At 68.6% G+C, this 16077-nt stretch carries 12 protein-coding genes and 2 pseudogenes; 5 read left to right on the top strand and 9 right to left on the bottom strand.

Annotation, left to right across the window (positions count from 1 at the left end; translation table 11 throughout):
* The first annotated feature begins 73 nt into the window (after positions 1 to 73).
* Entirely contained in the window at positions 74 to 3646 is a 3573-nt protein-coding gene (locus tag BCR55_RS08855) for an indolepyruvate ferredoxin oxidoreductase family protein (protein ID WP_065494476.1), read from the top strand.
* Positions 3647 to 3752: 106 nt separating this feature from the next.
* Here BCR55_RS08855 and BCR55_RS08860 read toward each other — a convergent pair whose 3' ends face one another.
* The gene (locus tag BCR55_RS08860; RefSeq protein WP_065494477.1) at positions 3753 to 5420 is read right to left on the bottom strand and encodes a Na+/H+ antiporter; all 1668 of its coding nucleotides are present in this window, start codon (positions 5418 to 5420) and stop codon (positions 3753 to 3755) included.
* Positions 5421 to 5726: 306 nt separating this feature from the next.
* Between BCR55_RS08860 and BCR55_RS08865 the strand changes: the two genes are divergently transcribed.
* Positions 5727 to 6998: an EAL domain-containing protein gene (locus tag BCR55_RS08865; protein ID WP_065494930.1), complete on the top strand. Its 1272-nt coding sequence runs from the start codon at positions 5727 to 5729 to the stop codon at positions 6996 to 6998.
* Between the two features lie 68 nt (positions 6999 to 7066).
* A complete protein-coding gene (locus BCR55_RS08870; protein ID WP_065494478.1) occupies positions 7067 to 7789 on the top strand; it encodes a copper homeostasis protein CutC in 723 nt (240 codons plus the stop codon).
* Positions 7790 to 7827: 38 nt separating this feature from the next.
* Here BCR55_RS08870 and BCR55_RS08875 read toward each other — a convergent pair whose 3' ends face one another.
* Together BCR55_RS08875 and BCR55_RS08880 are read right to left on the bottom strand one after the other, a co-directional pair.
* The gene (locus BCR55_RS08875; RefSeq protein WP_065494479.1) at positions 7828 to 8229 is read right to left on the bottom strand and encodes a hypothetical protein; all 402 of its coding nucleotides are present in this window, start codon (positions 8227 to 8229) and stop codon (positions 7828 to 7830) included.
* 187 nt (positions 8230 to 8416) lie between these two features.
* Positions 8417 to 8746, bottom strand: a pseudogene (locus BCR55_RS08880) (biotin synthase BioB); the annotation flags it as partial.
* Between BCR55_RS08880 and BCR55_RS30445 the strand changes: the two are divergent.
* Positions 8746 to 8871 (top strand): annotated as a pseudogene (locus tag BCR55_RS30445) (copper homeostasis protein CutC); the annotation flags it as partial. The pseudogenes BCR55_RS08880 and BCR55_RS30445 overlap by 1 nt on opposite strands.
* Before the next feature lie 9 nt (positions 8872 to 8880).
* Here the strand turns inward: BCR55_RS30445 and BCR55_RS08885 are convergent.
* From BCR55_RS08885 to BCR55_RS08910, 6 genes are all read right to left on the bottom strand, one after another.
* A complete protein-coding gene (locus BCR55_RS08885) occupies positions 8881 to 10236 on the bottom strand; it encodes a cytosine permease (protein ID WP_053296772.1) in 1356 nt (451 codons plus the stop codon).
* Positions 10237 to 10472: 236 nt separating this feature from the next.
* Positions 10473 to 11468, bottom strand: a complete 996-nt coding sequence (locus BCR55_RS08890) for a biotin-dependent carboxyltransferase family protein (protein ID WP_006407113.1) — start codon at positions 11466 to 11468, stop codon at positions 10473 to 10475.
* The gene (locus tag BCR55_RS08895; RefSeq protein WP_006407112.1) at positions 11458 to 12333 is read right to left on the bottom strand and encodes an allophanate hydrolase subunit 1; all 876 of its coding nucleotides are present in this window, start codon (positions 12331 to 12333) and stop codon (positions 11458 to 11460) included. The genes BCR55_RS08890 and BCR55_RS08895 overlap by 11 nt, the downstream gene beginning before the upstream one ends.
* Entirely contained in the window at positions 12330 to 13820 is a 1491-nt protein-coding gene (locus BCR55_RS08900) for an acetyl-CoA carboxylase biotin carboxylase subunit (protein ID WP_065494481.1), read from the bottom strand. Before BCR55_RS08900 ends, BCR55_RS08895 begins: the two co-directional genes overlap by 4 nt.
* Before the next feature lie 4 nt (positions 13821 to 13824).
* Positions 13825 to 14067, bottom strand: coding sequence for an acetyl-CoA carboxylase (locus BCR55_RS08905; RefSeq protein WP_006407110.1), 243 nt, complete (start codon positions 14065 to 14067; stop codon positions 13825 to 13827).
* Between the two features lie 17 nt (positions 14068 to 14084).
* Complete coding sequence (locus BCR55_RS08910) at positions 14085 to 14867, bottom strand: 5-oxoprolinase subunit PxpA (protein WP_006407109.1); 783 nt, start codon at positions 14865 to 14867, stop codon at positions 14085 to 14087.
* A 256-nt stretch (positions 14868 to 15123) separates the two neighbouring features.
* On the opposite strand from BCR55_RS08910, the gene BCR55_RS08915 reads away from it, so the two are divergent.
* Positions 15124 to 16041: a LysR family transcriptional regulator gene (locus BCR55_RS08915; protein WP_006407108.1), complete on the top strand. Its 918-nt coding sequence runs from the start codon at positions 15124 to 15126 to the stop codon at positions 16039 to 16041.
* Positions 16042 to 16077 lie beyond the last annotated feature (36 nt).

Here is a 16077-nt window from a genome sequence, read left to right on the forward strand (position 1 = left end):
CCGCTGCCGCCGGCCAGCGTCGCCCGACGCGCCCGTGCCGCAGCCCAGAACAGCACAATCAGGAGACGTCCCCATGACCGCCCGCCTGCCGATCGACGGCACGCCCGCCCTATCCGACTATCGTCTGACCGACAACCTGACCGCGACGCGCGGCCGGATCTTCCTGACCGGCACGCAGGCGCTGGTGCGCCTGCTGCTGATGCAGCGCGCGGCCGATAGCGCGCAGGGCCTGAACACGGCCGGCTTCGTCAGCGGCTATCGCGGCTCGCCGCTCGGCATGGTGGACCAGCAGCTGTGGAAGGCGAAGAAACTGCTCGACGCCAGCGGCGTGCGCTTCCTGCCCGCGATCAACGAGGAACTCGGCGGCACCGCGGTGCTCGGCACGCAGCGCGTCGAGGCCGATCCCGAGCGTACCGTCGACGGCGTCTATGCGATGTGGTACGGCAAGGGCCCAGGCGTCGATCGCGCGGGCGATGCGCTGAAGCACGGCAACGCGTACGGCTCGTCGCCGCACGGCGGCGTGCTCGTCGTGGCGGGAGACGATCACGGCTGCGTGTCGTCGTCGATGCCGCACCAGAGCGACTTCGCGATGATCGCTTGGCACATGCCGGTCGTGAACCCGTCGAACATCGCCGACATGCTCGAATTCGGCCTGTACGGCTGGGCGCTGTCGCGCTACTCGGGCGCCTGGGTCGGCTTCAAGGCGATTTCGGAGACGGTTGAATCGGGGTCGACCGTCGATCTCGACGCGCTGCAGACGCAATGGCCCGCACCGCAAGGCTTCACGCCGCCCGCAGGCGGTCTGCACAACCGCTGGCCCGATCTGCCGAGCCTCACGATCGAAGCGCGTCTCGCCGCGAAGCTCGACGCCGTGCGTCACTTCGCGCGCACGAACAGCATCGACAAGTGGATCGCGCCGTCCGCGCGTGCGAACGTCGGCATCGTCACGTGCGGCAAGGCGCATCTGGATCTGATGGAGGCGCTGCGCCGTCTCGATCTGACGGTCGACGATCTCGACGCGGCCGGCGTGCGGATCTACAAGGTCGGCCTCTCGTATCCGCTCGAGCTGACGCGCATCGACACGTTCGTCGACGGGCTCGACGAAGTGCTCGTCATCGAAGAAAAGGGCCCGGTGATCGAGCAGCAGATCAAGGATCACCTCTACAACCGCACGGAAGGCGCGCGCCCGCGCGTGCTCGGCAAGCACGACGCGGCCGGCGCGTGCCTGCTGTCGGAACTCGGCGAACTGCGTCCGTCGCGCATCCTGCCCGTGTTCGCGGAATGGCTCGCGCGTCACAAGCCGGCGCTCGATCGCCGCGAGCGCGTCGTCGATCTGGTCGCGCCGCAGATCCTGTCGAACGAGGCGGACGCCGTGAAGCGCACGCCGTATTTCTGCTCGGGCTGCCCGCACAACACGTCGACGAAGGTGCCGGAAGGCTCGATCGCGCAGGCGGGGATCGGCTGTCACTTCATGGCGTCGTGGATGGACCGCGACACGACCGGTCTGATCCAGATGGGCGGCGAGGGCGTCGACTGGGCCGCGCATGCCATGTTCACGAACACGAAGCACGTGTTCCAGAACCTCGGCGACGGCACCTATTTCCATTCGGGCATCCTCGCGATTCGCCAGGCGGTTGCCGCGAAGGCGAACATCACCTACAAGATCCTCTACAACGACGCGGTCGCGATGACGGGCGGCCAGCCCGTCGACGGCAGCATCTCGGTGCCGCAGATCGCGCGGCAGGTCGAGGCCGAAGGCGTATCGCGCTTCGTCGTCGTGTCCGACGAGCCGCAGAAGTACGACGGCCATCACGGGCTGTTCCCGGCCGGCACGACGTTCCATCACCGCAGCGAACTCGACGCCGTGCAGCGCGAGCTGCGCGAGACGCCGGGCGTCACCGTGCTGATCTACGACCAGACCTGCGCGGCCGAGAAGCGCCGCCGCCGCAAGAAGGGCGAATTCCCCGATCCGGACAAGCGGCTGTTCATCAACGACGCGGTTTGCGAAGGCTGCGGCGACTGCGGCGTGCAGTCGAACTGCCTGTCGGTCGAGCCGCTGGAAACGCCGCTCGGCCGCAAGCGCCGCATCGATCAATCGTCCTGCAACAAGGACTACTCGTGCGTGAACGGCTTTTGCCCGAGCTTCGTGACGGTCGAAGGCGCGGCGCTGAAGAAGGCGGCCGGCGCGGCATTCGACGAAGCGGCGCTCGCCGCGCGCGTCGACGCGCTGCCGGTGCCGGCCACGCATCTCGATGCGGCGCCGTACGACATGCTGGTGACGGGCGTCGGCGGCACGGGCGTCGTGACGGTCGGCGCGCTGATCAGCATGGCCGCGCATCTCGAAGGCAAGAGCGCGTCGGTGCTCGACTTCATGGGCTTCGCGCAGAAGGGCGGCTCGGTGCTGTCGTTCGTGCGGATCGCATCGAGCGACCGCTGGCTGAACCAGGTGCGCATCGACACGCAGCAGGCCGACGTGCTGCTCGCCTGCGACATGGTCGTCGGCGCGAGCGCCGAGGCGCTGCAGACGGTGCGTCGCGAGCGCACGCGGATCGTCGTCAACACGCACAGCATTCCGAACGCCTCGTTCGTGCAGAACCCGGACGCGAACCTGCACGCGGACGCGCTGCTCGCCAAGATGCGCCACGCGGCCGGCGACGGCTTCATGTCGAGCTGCGACGCGCAGGCGCTCGCGGCGAAGTTCCTCGGCGACACGATCGGCGCGAACATCCTGATGCTCGGCTACGCGTGGCAGCTCGGCCTCGTGCCGGTGTCGCTCGCCGCGATGATGCGCGCGATCGAGCTGAACAACGTCGCGGTGCCGATGAACAAGCTCGCGTTTTCGGTCGGCCGGATGGCGGCCGGCGATGCGCCGGGCCTCGATGCGTTGTGGAACGCGCGCCATGCGGTGGCCGTGCATGCCGCGCCGCAGACGCTCGACGAATTGATTGCCGATCGCGAAGCGCGCCTGCACGCCTACGGCGGCGCGCGCTACGTCGAGCGCTACCGTGCACTCGTGAGCGCCGCGCGCGCGAAGGGCGACGATGCGCTGACGCACGCGGTCGCGACGACGTTCTATCGGCTGCTCGCGGTCAAGGACGAATACGAAGTGGCGCGACTGTATGCAGACGACGCGTTCCGCGCATCGCTCGAAGCGCAGTTCGAAGGCGTGCCGGGGACGGACTATCGCGTGAAGTTCAACCTCGCGCCGCCGACGGTCGCGAAGGCCGGCAGTGACGGCAGCGCGCCGAAAAAGCGCGTGTTCGGCCAGTGGATGTGGCCGGTGCTCGGGATGCTCGCGCGTGTGCGCGGCCTGCGCGGTACGTGGCTCGATCCGTTCGGCCGCACGGTCGAGCGCCGCATGGAGCGCGCGCTCGCCGACGACTACGAAACGACGCTCACGCGTGCATTCGCGGCGATGACGGCCGACAACGCCGCGCGCGTCGTGCAGCTCGCGGATCTGCATGCGCGCGTACGCGGCTTCGGCCACGTGAAGCTGCGCAATCTTGCCGGCGTGAAGCGCGCGGAACGCGAACTCGCGCTGCAGCTCGGCATCGATGCGGCGACCAGCGCGGCCGTGCGCGAGGCGCTCGACGAGCTCAAGGGCGCCGGGATGCTGAAGGGCATTCCGGTCGTCGTCGCGAAGTAAGCGCGGCACGCGGCGCCGGCGCGCCGCAAACGAAAAACGGCGATGCGCGCGTGCGGCATCGCCGTTTTTTTTCATGGCGGGCGCGGCGCGTGCCGCGCGTCGCCGTTCAGACGATCCCTTTCTTGCGCGTCGACAGCGCGGTTTCCGACAGATCGATTTCGCGGATCAGCTTCGTCAGCGTCTCGTCGGAGATCTTGCTTTCGGTACGCAGCCGATACAGCATCGAGCGCTCCGCGCGCACGGCGGCGATCCGCATCTGCAGCTCCATCGTTTCCGCCTGCTTCGCTTCGGCGCGCGGCGTCGGGCCGTCCTCGGCGAGCGCGGCGAGCCGGCGCCGATACTGATCCATCACGCGCGCGGAGATGTCCGCGCAGCGCGCGGCGCCCGATTCGTCGAGTTCGGCCGAGATTGCGTCGTGCGACGCGTCGATCGCGCGGATCGCGGCTTGAGCGGCCGCGGCGCGCGCCGCGCGCTCCTCGCCGGCGAGCGGATTGCGCGTCGTGCGCACGCCGCGCAGCAGCAGCGGCAGGCCGACGACCGCGACGATCAGCGAACCGAGAATCACGGCCGACGCGATGAAGATCGCGGTATCGCGGCCCGGCAGCGGTGCGCCGCTCGACAGCGCGACCGGAATCGACAGCACGCCGGCGAGCGTGACCGCGCCGCGCACGCCGCCGACCGTCATCACCGCGATCGTGCGCACGCCGGCCATCGTGCCCGCGAGGCCCTGCCGTGCTGCGCGGCGGCTCGCGAACCAGCGCAGCAGCCATACCCACAGAAAGCGGATCGCATACAGCGAGAGCATCATCGCGCCCACGTTGAACAGCATGCGGCCGACCAGCGCGTCGCTCGTATGGTGCGCCTCGACGAGTGCGCGGCCGATGATGTGCGGCAACTGCAGCCCGAGCATGATGAACACCATGCCGTTGAACACGAACTCGATCATCGCCCACGTGCTTTCCGCGCGCACGCGCGACGCGACCGTGCTTTTGCGCGAGAAGCTCGTGTAATTCATCATCATTCCGGCCGACACGGCCGCGAGCACGCCGGACAGATCGAAGTGCTCGGCGAACAGGTACGCGGCGAACGGCACGAGCAGCGTCATCACGATGCCGGGCGCCGGATCGCCTTCCTGCTCTGCGTTGAGGAAGCGCGTCGACAGCGCGCTGAACAGCCAGGACACGGCCGCGCCCGTCGCGAGTCCGCCGGCCGCGACGACGACGAACGTCAACGACGCGTCGCGCAGCGAGAACACGCCGGTGAGCGCGGCGGCGATCGCGAACTTCAGCGCGACGAGGCCCGACGCGTCGTTCATCAGCGCCTCGCCTTCGAGGATGTGCATCAGTTGCGGCGGGATCCGGCCCTTTCCGGCGATGCCCGACAGCGCGACCGCATCGGTCGGCGACAGCACGGCCGCGAGCGCGAACGCGATCGGCAGCGGCAACTCGGGAATCAGCCAATGCGCGAAGTAGCCGACGGCGAGTACCGTCATGAACACGAGGCCGAACGCGAGCATCAGGATCGCGCGCCGCTGCAGATACAGCTCGCGTTTCGGAATCCGCCAGCCGTCTGCGAACAGCAGCGGCGGAATGAACAGCAGCATGAAGATTTCAGGGTCGAACGTCACATGGAGGTTCAGTTGCGGCCACGCGAGCGCGGCGCCGAAGGCGATCTGCATCAACGGCAGCGGCAGCCGCAACGGCAGTACGCGCGTGAGCGCGCCGGACAGCGCGACGGTGAGCAGCAGGATGAGGACGGTGAAGACGATTTCCATCGATACGGCAAAGGCGGGGAATGAAACGACCGTACGGAGTGTAGCGTGCTCGCGCGAGCGCTGCGCTCCGGTGCGCCGGTGCGGATGCACGCAAACGGTGCAACCGCGCTGCGCCGTGCTGGTGCAGCACCGCGTGCGCCGTGCGAAGCGCGCGTGATCGACGCTTGCACGGAGCTTGCTTGATGCTTGCTCGCCGTCCGGCGCAGGCCGGATAAACCGAGGGTTCATCGACATGGGCCGATGCCGCGCGCCGTCCGGTTCGTCAGCCGCCGCGTTGCCGATGCAGACCGATTTCAGGAGGAACGCATGACGACCGAGCAACAGGAGCGACCGGTTGTCGCGTCGCCGTACCGTTTCGAGCGGGAAGTGAGTTCCGGCTTCGAGCGGTTCGCGACGCGGCACCGCGAGCTGACGCTCACCACCGTGTTCCAGCCGATCTTCAGCCTCGCGCATCAGCGGGCAGTCGGCTACGAAGCGCTTTTGCGCGCACACGACACGCTCGATCGCGCGGTGTCGCCGCTCGACGTGTTCGGCGATGCCGCGCGCCACGGCGAACTGCTGCAGCTCGACCGGCTCGCGCAGGCGCTGCATCTCGAGAATTTCGCGCTGCTCGGCGCGTCGCGCGAGTGGCTGTTTCTGAACGTGCACCCCGGCGTGCTCACCGACCCGTTCCAGGCGGCCGCGCTGCTCGCGAACCTGAAGCGGCTCGGTATTCCACCGCGCCGGATCGTGCTCGAAGTGCTCGAACAGCGCGCGGACGACGTCGAGCGGCTTGCCGACGCGGTGCGCGCATGCCGCGCGCAGGGCTTCCTGATCGCGCTCGACGATTTCGGCGCCGGGCACGCGAACGTCGAGCGGATCTGGCAACTCGATCCCGACATCGTCAAGCTCGACCGGATCCTGCTGTCGCAGGCCGCGCATCGCACGGGGCCGACCGCGATCCTGCACGGGCTCGTCGCGCTGCTGCACGAAGCGGGCAAGCTCGTGCTCGTCGAAGGGATCGAAACGGAGCACGACGCGCAGGTCGCGCTCGCATGCGAAGCCGATTTCGTGCAGGGCTACTACTTCGGCCGGCCGGCGCCCGGCCTGCCCGATAGTGCCGCTGCGACCGGCTGCATCGGCGAGCTGACCGAGCGCTTTCGCGAGCAGGCCGATGCGCGCGAGCGGCGCGACGCGCAGCGGCTCGCGCCTTATCTGCGCGCATTCGAGCGCGCAGCCGAACGGCTTGCGGCCGGCGAGCCGCTCGACGACGTGTGCTGGAACTTCCTCGCGCTCGACGATGCGGCGCGCTGCTTCCTGCTCGATGCGCGTGGCCGGCAGGCCGGCCGCAACATCGTGCTGCGCGCCGATCGCGCGCCGCGCGAGACGCGTTTTTCGCCGCTGTCCGAGGCGCAGGGCGCGAACTGGCTGCGGCGGCCGTATTTCCGCACGGCGATCGCGGAGCCGGGGCGCGTGCACGTGACGCGGCCGTATCTGTCGATCAACGAGGCGCAGCCGTGCGTGACGCTGTCGATCGCGATCCGGATCGGCGATGCGCAGTGCGTGCTGTGCGGCGACATCGACTGGACAGAGGGCTGACGCGCAGGGTGGCGCACGGTACGCGGCTCGGCTAGGATGCGCGCATTGTCCCGACGAATCGCGCTGCCATGAACCGACCCGCTGCTGCTGCCGTGCTCCTCGAAGTGATCGCCACGACCGTCGCCGATGCGAAGGCCGCCGCGCGCGCCGGCGCCGACCGGCTCGAACTCGTGACCGCGATCGGCGAAGGCGGACTCACGCCGAGCATCGGGCTGATCGAAGCGGTCGTCGCCGCTGTGCCGATTCCGGTGAACGTGATCGTGCGTCCGCACAGCCGCGCGTTCGTCTACGATGCGGACGATCTGCGCGTGATCGAGCGCGACGTGCGCGCGGCCGTCGCGGCCGGTGCCAACGGCGTCGTGTTCGGTGCGCTCGACGCGCGCGGCGACGTCGATGTCGATGCGCTCGCGCGCGTGGCGGCGGCAGCGGACGGGCGCGATCTGACGTTCCACCGCGCATTCGACGTCGCGCGCGATCTGAATGCGGCGTTCGACACGCTGCTGCGCGTGCCGGCCGTCACGTCGGTGCTGACCTCGGGCGGCCATCCGTCGGTGCTCGATGCGACGGCGACGATCGCGCGCATGGTGCGGCACGCCGCGGGCACGACCTGCACGGTGCTCGCCGGATCGGGGCTGACCGTCGATGCGGTCGGAGAATTCGTGCGGACGACCGGCGTGCACGCCGTGCATTTCGGCTCCGGCGTGCGGCCGCGCGGCGAGGTGCTGGCGCCGGTCGACGAGCGGCTCGTTGCGAAAGTGCGGGCGGTACTGGATCGCGCGAAGCAGGCGTAAGCGTGTATCGGCCACATCGACGTCCGGCGCCGCGTGCGTCAGTCGTAGCGGATCTTCAGGTCCTTCAGGATGTCGACATTGCCCCACTTGAACGCGCAGCGGCGGCCGACCTCGACCGCGGTGCCGTCGCGTATTTCACTGACAGGCGTGCAGCCGCCGGCAATCGTCACCGTCGGCGTGCCTTGCCGTGACAGCGGGAACTCGATCGCCGCATCCTGCGGAATCGTATGCGTGAGCGCGACGTCTTCGATGTAGTCGTCGGGCAGCGTGAAGATCAGCGCGCGGTCGACCTTCAGCGTGTAGTAGTCGTGCTGGAACGGAATGCTGACCACGCAGAGCTCGGTGGTGTGGCCGTTCAGCGTCTGCGACGAACATTTCGGTTCGGCGGCATGTGCGGTAGCGGCGGCGATGCCGAGCACCGCGACGGCGATGTGCTTCATCGTTGGTTATCCCCGTAACGTGATGATGGAACCGCCGACGAGGCCGACGCGCGCAGCGTCCGGCGATCGCGGCGAAGCGCACATGTTAGTGCGGACGCGGCGCCGATGCACGCGCTTCGCCCCGCCGCGCCAATGAAAAAAGCCGGGACGTGTCCCGGCTTTCGTCATGCGGCGCAGCGTGCGACGCTCATTCGCGTTCCGCCAGGGCATCGGCCTCGCTCGCACGAATCCCGAGACGCTCGAACAGCGCGCGATCTTTCTGCGTCTGCGGGTTGCTCGTCGTGAGCAGCTGGTCGCCGTAGAACATCGAGTTCGCGCCGGCGAGGAAGCACAGCGCCTGCAGGCCGTCGTCGAGCTGTTCGCGGCCGGCCGACAGTCGCACGACCGCCTTCGGCATCGTGATGCGCGCCACCGCGATCGTGCGCACGAATTCGAACGGATCGAGCGGCGCGGTGCCGGCGAGCGGCGTGCCTTCGATCGCGACCAGATTGTTGATCGGCACCGATTCCGGATACGGAATTCGTGCGGACGACCGGCGTGCGCGCCGTGCATTTCGGCTCGGGCGTACGGCCGCGCGGCGAGGTGCTCGCGCCGGTCGACGAGCGGCTCGTTGCGAAAGAGGGGGCGGCGATCGATGGCGCGCCCGCGCCGTCACGTGTTCCGCACGAACCAGGTCCGCTTCGCGCTCGCGAGCAGCGCGCGATAGACGAGCCACGACACGGCGAAGGTTGCCGGCGCCGACAGCGACGCGGCAAACCCGCTCGCGTGGTTCAGTGCGAGCCCGGCGAACGCGCCCGCGAACCATGCCGCGAGCCCGCCCGGATTGAAGGTCGGCACATGCGCGTCGCGGCATTCGACGTCGTCGCCGACGAGCTCGCCGTAGCGCGCGGACAGGATATGTGCGAGCGCGACGCCGACCCACGCGACGACGAAGATGCCCTGATACGCGAGCGCCTGCAGGATCCGCGAGAAGACGTCGGCCATCATCAGCGCATAGACGACCGCACCCACCACGAGCGCCCATACGAATTTCGGCGCACGCAGGCCGGCCACCTTCTGGAAGAACGCCTGCATGTTGACCGTCGCGAGGTAGTAGTTCGCGGTGTTGATGCGCGACTGCGTGACCCAGACGAACAGCAGGCCCCACAACCCCATCAGCTTCAGCAGCGCGAGCACGACCGACACTTCGGATAGCGTACCGAGTCCCGGAATCGTGCCGACCAGATAAATGCCGGCCGCACCGTTCAGCAGGAACGTGACGAGGTAGAACGGCATCCCGAAGTTGAAGCGGCCGTGATAGCGCGCGTCCTGCCTGCGGCCGAAGCGCGCGTAGTCGAACGTGAACATCATCAGCACCCAGACGCCCATGTAGTAGACGAAGCAATGCCACCATCCGCCGGCCGGCGCGCCGCCGGCCGGGCCGATGTCGAGCCACGCGGCGTGATAGCCGTATTCGGCCGTCGCGAGCCCGACCGCCGCGAGCAGCCCGAGCAGGTAGAACGGCAGCAACACGCCGTTGAACTTGTCGAGCCAGTGCTGCACGCTGCCGAACACGAGCGGCACGCTGTAGCCGACGACGAGCAGCGCGGCCCATTTGTAGTCGAGCGCCGGAAACAGGTGATGCGCGGCAATCGCGATCACCGAGCCTTCGAACACCGCGTAGTAGATGGCCGTCGCGAAGAAGATCAGCGTCGCGAGCGCAGCGCCGGCGCTGCCGAACAGCACACGCGAGAATAGTGCGACCGACAGCCCGGTGCGGATCGCGTAGCGGCTGATGATCGTGTTGACGGCGCCGTACGACACCACCGACAGCGCCATGCCGATCAGCGCGTTGCGCGCGCCGTAGGTAAGCGCGAGCGTCGCGCCGACGACGATGTAGAACACCGCGCTGCACACGGCCCACCACGCCATCGTCAGCGAGAAGGGCGGCATGCGCGCGTGATCGGGAATGGCGAGCGTCGACAGGTCGAGATCCTCGTCGGTGCGGGCCTGAGCCAGGTTGGCCATGAGCGTGCTCCTTGGTGAGCGAAACGGCGAACGACGTCGCGGCTGCGGTGCATGCGCTCCGCAGGGTTGCCCCGACGTCGGGCGGGCAACCGGTCCGGCAGAAACGACGCGCAAGCGTCCCCGCCGCGCGCCGCGCGGTCGCGCGGGCGGGAAACGGAATACGTAGTCGGAAAATGAACCGCGCAGGCGGCCGTGCCGCGGCGCGGGGCCCGGTACGGCGGCCGGGCGTCCTGCGTTCAGTCCTGCAGCATGGCGCGCAGCAGCGCGAGGCGTCGCTGGTACTCGCGGCGCGCGGCGAGCGCGTCGGCCATCGTCACGCGCACGAAGCGCGCGCGATGGTTGGGCTGCATCTGGCCGATCAGGTCCATGTCGGCGCTGATCACGGTGCCGATCGTCGCGTAGCCGCCACCAGACACCGCGTCGCGATGCAGGATGATCGGCTCGAGCCCTGCCGGCACCTGGATCGAGCCGATCGGATAGCACGCGTCGACGATGTTCGACGGATCGGCGCCCGCGCCGAACGGCTGCTCGCGCGGCCGGAACTGCAGCGGGCGGCCGTTCTTGTAGCGATAGCCGATGCGGTCCGCCTCGGGCGCGACGGTCCATTCGTCGTCGAAGAACGTATGCGCCGATTCGTCGCTGAGACGGTAGTGGTAGAGGCCGGTCAGCACGCGCAGCTCGACCTGGCTGTCGAGCGGCCGGCACACGGCGGACGGCAGCTCGCGGCCTTCGCGGCCCGGCTCGCGCGCTGCGCCGACCGGCAGCCGGTCGCCTTTCTGCAGACGCCGGCCCGCGTGGCCGCCGATCGCGCCGAGCGCATACGTCGAGCGGCTGCCGAGCACGACCGGCACGTCGATGCCGCCCGCGACGGCGAGATACGCACGCGCGCCACCCTTCACGTAGTTGAACGACAGCACGCTGCCCGCGCGGATGCGCAGCGCCACGTTGCAGCGCTGGCCGACGCCGTCGATTTTCGGCGTCATTTCCGCGCCGGTCACGGCGATCAGCGCGTCGGTGTGGAACAGCAGCTCCGGGCCGAGCAGCGTGCATTCGAGCACGGCCGCCTGCTCGGGATTGCCGACCAGCAGGTTCGCCGCGCGCGATGCGTACTGGTCGAGCGAGCCCGACGGCGGAATGCCGACGTGGTAGTAGCCTTGCCGGCCCATATCCTGGACCGAGGTCGCGAGGCCGGGCTTCACGACCTCGATCAGCTTGTGCGCGTCAGCTTGCATGCAGCACCTCGACGAGAGAACGGTTGTATGCATCGGGATCGCGCCGGAATGCGTCGAGCGAGAATTTCACGGGGCGCACGCGCAGCGAGAACGTGCCCGCTTCGACGGCCGCGACGGCCGCGTCGTACGCGGCGCGATCGATCGGCTGGAACTTCACGATGTCGCCGGGGCGGAAGAACACCATGAAGTCGCGCAGATAGTCGAGCCGCTGTTCGGGGTCGAAGATCGGCGCCGGCGTCACGCCGAACATCTGGTAGCCGCCCGCGCCGCGCACCGAGTAGATGCAGCCGAAGCAGCCGCCATGGCCGACCGTCAGCTTCGGCGTGTCGGTGCGCGGCCGCAGGTATTTCGGCACTTCGAGCTGGCGTTCGCGTTCGACCATCTGGTACATGAACGGCAGGCCCGCGACGAAGCCGACCATCGACACGAACCACGGCGCGCCCGAGTGCGCGGCGATGAATTCGTCGACGTCGCGCTTGCCGTTGATGCGCGCCGCGTATTCGAGATCGGTCGACGACGGATCCTGATGACGCTCGCGGAACCGCATCATCGTCTCGTGCGTCCACGGATCGTTGTAGAGCACCGGCACCTCGACGATGCGCGTGTCGAGGTCGAGCGACGCTTCGCCGACGTCGGCTTCGATCGACTTCAGCAGCGCGACGAGCGCGTCGGGCGCGATCGTGTCCGGGTCGTAGCGCACCTGGTAGGACGCGTTGGCCGGGCAGATCTCGGTGATGCCGGGCACCGCGCGGCGCTGCAGCTCGCGCGTGATCGCGGTGCCCTTGAAGAAGGCGTCGAGCGACATCGCTTCGCTGATCTCGACGAACACGAACTCATCGCCGCCGAACGTATAGCGGGTCGTCACAGCGCCTCCCCGACGCGTGTCGCGTCTGCGTTTACGTTGAGGTTTGCGGATTCGGATTCGGACCGGCTCGCGGCGGCGGCCGCCGCGTCGAGCGCCGCACGCCATCGCGGCATCCACGCCTCGAGGAAATTCGTGTGATAGCGGCCGGCGCGGACGTCGGCGTCTGCGAGCAGCGCGGCGTGCAGCGGCGCGGTGGTCTTCATGCCGCCGACCTGCAGTTCGCCGAGCGCGCGCGACAGACGCTGCAGCGCCGCTGCCCGGCTCTCGTCGTGCACGATCAGCTTTGCGAGCAGCGAGTCGTAGAACGGCGGCACGACGCAGCCCGGATAGAGCAGCGAGTCGACACGCACGCCAGGGCCGGTCGGCCACACGAGCGCATCGATTCGGCCGGGATTCGGGCGGAAGTCCTGCAGCGGGTCTTCCGCATTGATCCGGCATTCGAGCGCCGCGCCGCGCATCGCGATGTCCTGCTGCGCGAAACGCAGCGGTTCGCCGTCGGCGATGCGCAGCGTTTCGCGTACGAGGTCGATGCCGGTGATCGCTTCGGTCACCGGATGCTCGACCTGGATGCGCGTGTTCATCTCGATGAAGTAGAACTCGCCGCGCGTGTCGTCGAACAGGTATTCGAGCGTGCCCGCACTGCGATAGCCGACTTCGCGCGCGAGACGCGTCGCCGATGCGCACAGCTCGGCGCGCAGCGCCGGCGTCAGCGAGGGCGACGGCGCTTCCTCGAGAATCTTCTGGCGGCGGCGCTGCAACGAGCATTCGCGTTCGAACAGATGGACGACGTCGCGCCCGTCGCCGAGCACCTGCACTTCGATGTGCCGCGCGCGCGCAATGAAGCGCTCCAGATAGACGCCGCCGTCGCCGAACGCGGCCTGCGCCTCGCGCTGCGCGAGCGGCAGCTCGGCCTCGAGTTGCGCCGCATCGTGCGCGACGCGAATGCCGCGCCCGCCGCCGCCGGCGGCCGCCTTGATCATGACCGGATAGCCGATGCGCGCGGCCACGTCGCGCGCGGCGTCGAGCGACTGCACGACGCCGTCGCTGCCGGGCACCGTCGGCACGTTCGCGCGCCGCGCGGTGTCGCGTGCACGCGCCTTGTCGCCCATCGTCGCGATCACCTGCGCGTCCGGGCCGACGAAGACGAGGCCGGCCGCTTCGACCTGCGCGGCGAATGCGGCGTTCTCGGAGAGGAAGCCGTAGCCCGGATGGATCGCATCCGCGCCGCATTGCCGTGCGGCGTCGAGGATCGCGGCCGGATTCAGGTAGCTCTTCGCGGCGTGCGATGAGCCGATGTGGATCGCTTCGTCGGCCATGCGCGCGGCGAGGCTGTCGCGGTCCGCATCGCTGACCACGGCGACCGCGCGCATCCCGAGCTCGTGCGCGGCGCGAATCACGCGCACCGCGATTTCGCCGCGGTTCGCGACCAGCACGGTGCGGATGCGCGACGGGCGATAGAACGCGTCGCAGGAAATTGCCCGATTCATCGCGTCACCCCTCGATCCGCATCAGCACCTGCCCCGCGTCGACGGGCTCGCCGTCTTCGACGAGCAGCTCGACGACGCGCCCCGGCACCTCCGACTCGATCTCGGTGAACTGCTTCATCACTTCGACGAGGCCGACGACCGCGCCGGCGGCCACCGTCGCATCGAGCGCGACGTAGTAGTCCGCATCGGGCGACGGGCGCCGGTAGAAGGTGCCCGGCAGCGGGCTGACGATGTCGTGCAATGCCATCTCTGTGTCTCCTTGAATCAGTGTTGGGCGGCGAGCGGCCGCGGGCCGGCGGTGCGGATGCCTTCGCGGGTCAGCGCGTCGCGCGTCTCGCGCACGAGCGCGAGTGCGCCCGGCGTATCGCTGTGGATGCAGACCGAATCGAAATCGATGTCGATGTCGTCGCCATCGACCGTGCGCACCTTGCCGTCGACGCAGGCGCGCAGCACCTTGTCGGCGACCTGGCGCGCATCGAGCCGGCCGACGCGGCGCGTAAAGACGATCGAGCCGCTGCGGTCGTAGTCGCGGTCCGCATAGAACTCGCGCACCACCGGCTGGCCGTATTCGGCGGCGACGCGGTACGTGGCCGACGCTTCCATGCAGTACAGCAACAGGCCCGGATCGATGCGCTGCAGCGTTTCGATCAGCAGCCGCGAGAACGTCTCGCTGGCGGCCGCGTGCATGTACAGCGCACCGTGCGGCTTCACGTGCTGCAGGCTCACGCCGTTCAGCCGCGCGAACTCGCGCAGCGCGCCGAGCTGATACACGATGTCGTTGACCAGTGCCTGCGGCGATTCGGCGATCGTGCGGCGACCGAAGCCGACCAGGTCGCGAAAGCCGGGGTGCGCGCCGATGCCGACGCCGGCGTCGCGCGCGAGCTGCACCGTGCGCGCCATGATGTTCGGGTCGCCGGCATGAAAGCCGGTGGCGATGTTCGCCGAGCTGATCAGCGGCATGATCTGCTCGTCGACGCCGTCGCCGATCGTCCACGGGCCGAAGCCTTCGCCCATGTCGGAATTCAGGTCGACGCTGTGCTTCCTCATACGGTGTGTTCCTCCAGGTTCTCCGGTTCGCCGGCGTCGGTACGCCTGTCGAAACCGTGTGACCCGAGGTTAGCCGCGCGCAGCGAGTCAAAATAGTTCTATTTTTATATGCCGGTGTATCGATTTTTTCGATATCGCCGAAAATGCGCCGTGAGGGCCGCCGCAGCGGGCGCGGCAGGGTTTTCACGGGGCCCGCTTCTGCGTCGCGGCACGGTTGATATGATGTTTATCGCGCTCCATCAGTTTTCCGTCGACCATGGCCCTGACCCTCAGACAGCTCAAGTACTTCGTCGCGACCGCCGAGCTCGGTCAGATCTCGCAGGCCGCGATCCAGCTGACGATCTCGCAGTCCGCGGTGACGAGCGCCATCAAGGAACTGGAGGACAGCCTCGGCACGCAGCTGTTCCTGCGCACGTCGGCAGGCGTCACGCTGACCGATACGGGGCGGCGCTTCCTGAATCACGCGTACGCGATCCTCTCGTCGGTCGACGAGGCGATGCGGATCCCGAACCTCGAGAGCACGCTGACGGGCACGCTCGCGATCGCCGCGAGCTACACGGTGCTCGGCTACTTCCTCCCGCATCACGTGCTGCGCCTGAACACGCTCTATCCGCGGTTGACGATCCATCTGCACGAGCTGAACCGCGAGTCGATCGAGGAAGGGCTGATCGCGGGCCGCTACGACATGGCCGTGCTGCTCACCTCGAACGTGTCGAACCCCGAGCTCGTACTCGAGCCGGTGATCCATTCGGTGCGCCGGCTGTGGGTCGGCGCGCACCATCCGCTGCTCAGGCGCGAGAGCGTCACGTTCGCCGAGGTTGCGCGCGAACCGTTCGTGATGCTGACGGTCGACGAGGCCGGGCAGACGGCGATGCGCTACTGGAACGAGACACCGTATCGGCCGAATGTGATCCTGCGCACGTCGTCGGTCGAGGCCGTGCGCAGCATGGTCGCGAACGGCACCGGCGTCGCCGTGCTGTCCGACATGGTATATCGGCCGTGGTCGCTGGAAGGGCGGCGCATCGAGACGATCCTGCTGCGCGACCCGGTACCGCCGATGAGCGTCGGCCTCGCATGGCGCAAGAACATCGAGCTGAGCCCCGCGATGCATGCGGTGCGCGATTATTTCCGGCACACCTTCATGGAGCCGAGGACGATCGGCGGCGGCGCGTGAGTGCCGCCGTGCCGTGCAGGTATGCGAACCGTACGG

It is taken from the genome of Burkholderia sp. CCA53 (assembly GCF_001685525.1).
Lineage (GTDB): Bacteria > Pseudomonadota > Gammaproteobacteria > Burkholderiales > Burkholderiaceae > Burkholderia > Burkholderia multivorans.